This window comes from Desulfobacteraceae bacterium, assembly GCA_022340425.1.
Lineage (GTDB): Bacteria > Desulfobacterota > Desulfobacteria > Desulfobacterales > JAABRJ01 > JAABRJ01.
Genome location: JAJDNY010000125.1, coordinates 1 through 6,891, shown reverse-complemented (window position 1 = coordinate 6,891; position 6,891 = coordinate 1). Strand labels below are relative to the sequence as shown.

Below are 6,891 nucleotides of genomic sequence, written 5' to 3'. Positions count from 1 at the left end.
ATGCAAACCGGGGCAGTTTGTGATCCTCATCGTCGATGAACGCGGCGAGCGGGTGCCGTTCACCGTCAGCGGCTGGGACCGGGAAGCGGGAACGGTGGAGTTCGTTTACGTGGAGGTCGGCGATACCACGCGCCAGATGGGGGCCCTGGCGGTGGGCGACAACCTGGCGCACTTCGTCGGGCCGCTGGGTTTGCCGGCTGAAATCGGCCACTACGGCCACGTCCTGACGGTGGTCAGCGGCTACGGGGTTTCGGCCATCGTCCCGATCCTCAAGGCCCTCAAAGAACACGACAACCGCATCACCACCATTTTACAGGCCCCCGACCCAGAGACCGCCTTTGGCCGCGAGGCCCTGGAGGCGGTGAGCGACCGCCTGATCCTGGCCGCCGGGGCCCCGGGGGAAAACAGCACCCCAAGCGCCACCCTGCCCATCCGCCGGCTGCTGGCCGATCACCCCCAAAAGCCCGTCGACCGCGTGGTCTTGATGTGCTCCATCTGCCTGATGCGCGTGGTCAGCGAAATGACCCGCCCCTACCAGATCAAGACCATGGTCCATTTGACGCCCCTGATGGTGGACGGCACGGGCATGTGCGGCGCCTGCCGCTTGACGGTGGGGGGCACCAACCGCTTCGCCTGCGTCCACGGGCCGGAATTCGACGGCCACGCCGTGCAGGGCTGGGATGTGCTCATGGCCCGCCGCTGCACTTACGCCGACGACAGCCTGTTGCAGCAGGGGTTCCAGTGCCGCGGCTGTTCCCAATGGTGATGCCGCCTCGACGGCGGCGCCGAAGGTGAAGGGCGGCCGGTGGCCAGCGGTTTCGCGCCCCTTGCGTTCACACACTGCGCCGGCCGCGTCGGCCTTCTTTTTCCACACGAGGAGTTGAATTCATGAGTGAATCCAAAAAATCCCCGGCTTCGGGCGGAAATGGGGAAGACACCGGCAAGACCCCTCAGGCCCAGCCGGAAAAAAAGGCCAAGCGCGCCAAGCCGAAAATCAATTTAAACCGCATCGAGATGCCCAAGCAGGCCCCCGAGGTGCGTCGCCACAATTTCGACGAGGTGGCCACCGGCTACACCTACGAAATGGCCATGGAGGAGGCGCGCCGCTGCATCCAGTGCAAAAAACGCAACTGCCAGGCGGGATGCCCGGTGGGGATCGACATCCCGGACTTTATCAAACAGCTCCAGGAAAATGACATCGAGGCCGCCTCCCAGGTGCTCAAACGCAAGACCTCGCTCCCGGGGATCTGCGGCCGGGTCTGCCCCCAGGAGCTGCAGTGCGAGATGGCCTGCACCCTCAACAAGAAAGGCGCACCCATCGCCATCGGCCGCCTGGAGCGCTACATCGCCGACTGGGAGCGGGCCGAGGGCGCCACAGCCATACCGGAAATCGCCGCCTCCACCGGCAAGAAGGTGGCCGTGGTGGGCACCGGGCCCTCGGGGCTGACCGTGGCGGCGGACCTGGCGGTCTGGGGACACCAGGTGACCATGTTCGAGGCCCTGCACGTCGCCGGCGGCGTGCTGATGTACGGCATCCCGGAGTTCCGGCTGCCCAAGGACGTCGTTCAGCGCGAGGTGGCCTACGTGGAGTCGCTGGGGGTCAAGCTCCACCTGGACACCGTGATCGGCATCAACTACAGCCTGGACGAGCTGTTAAACGGCGTCTACGACGCAGTCTATCTGGCCACCGGGGCGGGGCTGCCCATGTTTCTGGGGGTGCCGGGCGAGAACCTCAACATGGTCTACTCGGCCAACGAGCTCCTGACCCGCACCAACCTGATGAAAGGCTACCTCCACCCGCAGTACGCCACCCCCATCAAGATCGGCAAACGGGTGGCCGTCATCGGCGGCGGCAACGTGGCCATGGATGCCGCCCGCTGTTCCGTGCGCCTGGGGGCCCCGGAGGTCAACGTCATCTACCGCCGCACCCGGGCGGAGATGCCCGCCCGCCTGGAGGAGGTCGAAAACGCCGAGGAGGAGGGCATCCATTTCCACTTCCTCTGCGCGCCCATCGCCTTCATCAGCGACGGGCGCAGCAACGTGGCCGCCATGGAGCTGATCCGGATGCAGCTGGGCGAGCCCGACGCCAGCGGGCGCCGTCGCCCGGTCCCGATTCCCGGCAGCGAGTACACCATGGAAATCGACACCGTTGCCGTCTCCCTGGGGACCTCGCCCAACCCCCTGATCGCCTCCACCACGCCGGACCTGGAAACCTCGCGCTGGGGCACCGTGGTGGTGGACGAGCTCGGCAAAACGTCCAAGGCCCGGGTCTGGGCCGGCGGCGACATCGTATCCGGTGGCGCAACGGTCATCAGCGCCATGGGCGAAGGGCGCTTGGCGGCGGTGGCGATGCACCGCTACCTTACCGAATGATGCCCAACGCCTGCAGGGGGCGCCAGAGGAGACCGGATCCCCTGGGCGCCTCCATTGCCGGAAAGTTTTGCCAACGGGAGGGTTGCAGAAAAAGGTCGTTGTCCCCTTTTGATCGAGGATATCCGTCATGATTGAAACCGTTTTGCTTTATCTCGCCCTCGCCGTTTTCGCTGCCGGCAGCGTCCACCGAATCTCGTCCTGGTTCCGCCACGACATCCGCAGCGACACGCCGCCGGCCTCCCCCGGGGCACGCCTCGGTGCTGCGCTGAAAGGCATCGCGGCCACGGTCTTCAGCCCCAAGCTATTCACCCTGATCCGCGTTTTCGTGATGGACGGCCTGCTACAGGTCCGCCTGCTCAAACGAAGCCCCTACCGCTGGGTGATGCACATCTGCATCTACGGCGGGTTCATGATCCTGCTGCTCTTCCATGCCCTGGACAGCCTGATCACCGCCAAGCTTTTCAGCAACTACCAGTCCACCGCCAACCCGTGGGTCTTCATCCGCGACTTTGCCGGGCTGCTGGTCATCGTGGGGGTGGTGATGGCCGTCAGGAGGCGCTTCTTCGGTGCTGCCCCCCGCCCCCTGAGCGCCAAGGCCGACACGGTCCTGATCGCCATCCTGGCGGTTATCATGCTTTCGGGGATCGTGCTCAAGGCCAGTAAAATCACCTCCCACACCAGCTACCTGGACATGGTGGACGTCTACGCGGCGACCTTTGATGAGGAGGAGCTAAACGCCCTGGAGGCCTACTGGGTGGACCAGTATCAGGTGGTCTCGCCCAACATGACCGGGCCCTTCGCGCCCGAAACCCTGGAAGCCGGCGAGACGCTGCACGAAATGGCCTGCGCCGAGTGCCACGCCAGACCCAACTGGGCCTTCACCAGCTTCGCCGTCGCCAAGGCCGGCAAGCGCTACGCGCTGCGGCTGGACCAGATGAATTTTCAGGGCCTGATCTGGTGGCTGCACTACCTGGCCTGCATGCTGGGCCTGGCCTACGTGCCCTTCAGCAAGATGTTCCATTTCTTCACCACCCCGCTGAGCCTCGCAACCAACGCCGTCTTCGACAAGGGCAGCGCGGCCCCGGCCAACCTGGCCACCAAGCAGATGATGGAACTGGACGCCTGCATGCACTGCGGCGCCTGCACTCAGGCGTGCTCGGTGGGCGTCACGGTGGCCGCGGTGCCCAACACCTTCATCCTGCCCTCCGAAAAGATCCCGGCCATCCGGGAGCTTGCGGCTGGCAAGACCTTGTCGCCGGATCGGCTGCGCCTGCTGCAGGAGGGCCTGCACCTCTGCACCAGCTGCAACCGCTGCACCGAGGCCTGCCCGGCGGGGATCCAGTTGACCGACCTGTGGGCGGCGGTCAAGGAGACGGTCCTCCGGAAAGGCGTTCCGGAGTTCCTCCTGCTCTCACCGCTGTCGGTCCACCGCGGGGTTACCGCCGGTCCTGCGCTGGACACTAACGGCTACCGTGAACCCCTGGATACCGCCCTGGGGGCCGCCGGCGGCGGGCGGCTGGCCGAATTCCGACGCGACCCGCAGCCTTTGCCGGTACCCGGCCCTGAAAAGGTGTTCGCCCTCGCCGGCCAGTGGATGCAACCCGAGGCCTACGCCGCCTGCTACCGCTGCATGACCTGCACCAGCGCCTGCCCGGTGGTGCGCGACACCCCCGAAGAGGCGGCCAAGCTGGGGCTGCTCCCGCACCAGATCATGTACGCCGTCAAGCTGCGGCAGTGGGACCTGATTTTCGATTCCCCGATGCTCTGGGATTGTGTGGGCTGCTACCAGTGTCAGGAACAGTGCCCGCAATCGGTTCGGGTGGCGGACGTCCTCTACGTGCTCAAGAACCAGGCGATTTCCAGGGCGCTTGCAGCTGCGTCCGCCGATCGGAAAGGGGTCCAATGAAAAGACTCGCGATGTTCCGCTGTTGCGTCACCTCCCTCAGACTCCAGCACTACGAGACCGCCACCGACGCGGTGCTGGGCGCCCTGGGGGTGGTCTTCGATGACGTCCAAGCCTTCGGTTGCTGCGGCTACCCGCTGAAAAACTACGATCTCAAGGCCTACCTCCTCTCGGCGGCGCGCAACCTGGCGCTCGCCGAAAAGCGCTACCTGGACATCACCACCAGCTGCAACTGCTGCTACGGGAGCCTGAAACAGGCTCAGCAGCTGCTGGGCGAGGATGCCGGCCTGCTGCGGGAGATCAACGCGATGCTGTCCAAGGAGGGACTCTATTACCGCCGCGAGGTGCAGGTCTTCAGCCTGCTGGAGACCTATCACGAACTGCTGGGTGCGGGCGCCATCCAAAAACGTCTGAAGGCCACCTACAACGGGCTCAAGGTGGCCACCCACTACGGCTGTCACCTGCTGCGGCCCTCCAACGTGGTGGCCTTCGACCACCCCCTGGCGCCGAAAAAGTTCGATGACCTGGTGGCGCTCACCGGCGCCCGGAGTGTGCCCTGGGAGAAAAAGCTGGAATGCTGCGGATCCCCCATGGCGGGCGTCAATGACGCCCTGGCCGAAAGCCTGGGGCGGGCCAAGCTGGACGCGGCGGGCCGCGCCGGGGCCGACCTGGTGTGCGTCATCTGCCCCTACTGCCAGATCCAGTTCGACTGGATCCACGCCCGCGCGGCACGGGCGGATCAAGCCGACGGCCTGCCGCCAGCCCTCTACTACCACCAGCTGCTGGGGCTGTGCCTGGGGATCGCCCCCCAGCGTCTGGGCCTCACGGACCGGCAGCTGCAGGACACGGGCCTCCAGGCCGCCTTGCGGGCCGTGGAAAAGGCCCCAGCGGCGGAAGCCAGCTCCGCCGCCTGAAAGCACAACAGATCCAGAAAACCAAAACCCCCCGGCTGACTGGCAGCGCGGGGGTTTTTTTTATCCGCAATCTGGAGGGAAGAGAGGAACCGTCGGGGTCAGCGCTTGCCCGTGGGTAGGGCGCTTTCCTCACCCAGCATGCTGAAAGGCGAAAGCCCGTCGGGCAGCCCGGTCTTGTAATCGAAGATCTCTTCCACCAGGCCGTTGACCCGCTTGTAGAGGGCCCGAAGGGGGATTTTGGCCGGGCAGACCTCCTCGCACAGGCCGCAGTCGATGCAGCGGCCGGCCATGTGAAGCGCACGCACCAGATGAAACGAGGTGTCCGGTGGCAGGACCCCGGCCGGGATCAGGGCCTGGTGCTCCAGGCTGCACTCGGTGCAGAAACAGACCGGGCAGACATCCCGGCAGCCGAAGCATTTGATGCAGCGGTTGAAGTGCGCCAGCCACCAGTCCAGGCGCTCGCCGCCGGCCTTGGCGTCGATCTCCGCAACCCTCTGGCTTTGGTCGATGCCCTTCACCGGCTCCCCGAAATGGAGGTTGTCCGGAAAAGGCTTCCAGCATTCGCAGTACTGGGCAAGCTCCGCCGGGCATGCCTGGCCGAGCAGGATCACCTGCTGCGGCTGGAGCTGGTTCCATTTGAATAGCTCGTAAACGGCCCGCTCCTCGCAGCCGCGCACAACGGCGCCGTAGGTCTTGCCTGGATTGCGGCGGGCCTCCAGAAGCAGCAGTTTGGCGATGGGGTAGCGGGCCTTGAACGGCTTCCAGGGCTCCAGGGCGTCCATGTTCTCCCGGGTGAAAAGCGCGGGGAACAGGCTTCCGTGAACCCTCCTGTAGGCAAAAACGCCCTCGGCCCGACCTTCTTCAAGAATTTTCCTAACAGTGACATTCATGGGTCTATCCTGCTCTTCGCTCCTCGTGATGTGCCGGCTGCCCCCCACTTCCGGGGGGTGTCCCGATAAAATGACCGCTCTTGTTCCCGCCCCTCAGGCACCCACCGCCAGGGGCACCGCCGCCCAACCGGGGGCCGGGCCCAGCGCCCGGATCTCTTCGGTGAACTCCCGGATCACCTCGGCGAATTTGACCCCCTCGGCCGATGAAATCCACTCCAGGCGCAGCCGCTCCGGCTGGTAGCCGGAAAAAGCGATCAGCCCCTCGACGAAGCGCATGCGCTTGAGGGTCATGTAGTTGCCCTTGATGTAGTGGCAGTCGCCGATGTGGCAGCCGGCCACCAGCACGCCGTCGGCGCCCTTCTGAAAGGCCCGGATGACGTGGTGGGGCGAGACCGTTCCCGAGCACATCACCCGGATCGCGCGCACGTTGGGCGGGTATTGAAAGCGGCTGACACCCGCCAGATCGGCGCCGGCATAGCTGCACCAGTTGCAGAGGAAGGCGAGAATTTTGGGTTCGAACGGGGTGTCCATGGGCCAACGCTCCTTTTGCTTGGCGCCGAGGCGCCCTCTCGCCGGCCTAAGCCGAGAGGGCCTCGTCGATCTGGGTGTAGAGCTGCAGGTGCGAAAACCCCAGCAGGCTGATGGCTTCCGAGGGGCAGGTGGCCGCACAGGTGCCGCAGCCCTTGCAGAGGGCCTGGTTCACCTCGCAGCGGGACTCCTGCTCCAGGTAGTCTATCGCCCCGAAGGGGCAGCACTGCAGACAGGCCTGGCAGCCGCAGCAGAGGTCCTTGTGAATCAGGGCCACGACGCC

At 65.6% G+C, this 6,891-nt stretch carries 7 protein-coding genes; 4 read left to right on the top strand and 3 right to left on the bottom strand.

What is annotated here, in order from left to right:
- The 4 genes from LJE63_10495 to LJE63_10480 form a co-directional block, all read left to right on the top strand.
- Positions 1-766: sulfide/dihydroorotate dehydrogenase-like FAD/NAD-binding protein (locus LJE63_10495; protein ID MCG6907041.1), on the top strand; the 766-nt coding region annotated here is incomplete at its 5' end.
- A gap of 122 nt (positions 767-888) precedes the next feature.
- On the top strand, positions 889-2,373 hold the full coding sequence (gene gltA / locus LJE63_10490) for an NADPH-dependent glutamate synthase (protein MCG6907040.1): 1,485 nt from the start codon (positions 889-891) through the stop codon (positions 2,371-2,373).
- A gap of 127 nt (positions 2,374-2,500) precedes the next feature.
- On the top strand, positions 2,501-4,279 hold the full coding sequence (locus LJE63_10485) for a 4Fe-4S dicluster domain-containing protein (GenBank protein ID MCG6907039.1): 1,779 nt from the start codon (positions 2,501-2,503) through the stop codon (positions 4,277-4,279).
- Entirely contained in the window at positions 4,276-5,190 is a 915-nt protein-coding gene (locus LJE63_10480; GenBank protein MCG6907038.1) for a CoB--CoM heterodisulfide reductase iron-sulfur subunit B family protein, read from the top strand. Before LJE63_10485 ends, LJE63_10480 begins: the two co-directional genes overlap by 4 nt.
- A gap of 98 nt (positions 5,191-5,288) precedes the next feature.
- On the opposite strand, the gene LJE63_10475 is transcribed toward LJE63_10480, so the two are convergent.
- From LJE63_10475 to LJE63_10465, 3 genes are all read right to left on the bottom strand, one after another.
- Positions 5,289-6,080, bottom strand: a complete 792-nt coding sequence (locus LJE63_10475; protein MCG6907037.1) for a 4Fe-4S dicluster domain-containing protein — start codon at positions 6,078-6,080, stop codon at positions 5,289-5,291.
- 93 nt (positions 6,081-6,173) lie between these two features.
- Complete coding sequence (locus LJE63_10470; GenBank protein MCG6907036.1) at positions 6,174-6,611, bottom strand: hydrogenase iron-sulfur subunit; 438 nt, start codon at positions 6,609-6,611, stop codon at positions 6,174-6,176.
- Positions 6,612-6,657: 46 nt separating this feature from the next.
- On the bottom strand, positions 6,658-6,891 hold a 234-nt coding region (locus LJE63_10465), incomplete at its 5' end, for a 4Fe-4S binding protein (protein ID MCG6907035.1).

Excerpts from the sequence above, each read along its gene's own strand:
- LJE63_10475 (MCG6907037.1), bottom strand. The coding sequence starts at position 6,080 with ATGAATGTCACTGTTAGGAAAATTCTTGAAGAAGGTCGGGCCGAGGGC.
- gltA (MCG6907040.1), top strand. The coding sequence starts at position 889 with ATGAGTGAATCCAAAAAATCCCCGGCTTCGGGCGGAAATGGGGAAGAC.
- LJE63_10470 (MCG6907036.1), bottom strand. The coding sequence starts at position 6,611 with ATGGACACCCCGTTCGAACCCAAAATTCTCGCCTTCCTCTGCAACTGG.
- LJE63_10485 (MCG6907039.1), top strand. The coding sequence starts at position 2,501 with ATGATTGAAACCGTTTTGCTTTATCTCGCCCTCGCCGTTTTCGCTGCC.
- LJE63_10480 (MCG6907038.1), top strand. The coding sequence starts at position 4,276 with ATGAAAAGACTCGCGATGTTCCGCTGTTGCGTCACCTCCCTCAGACTC.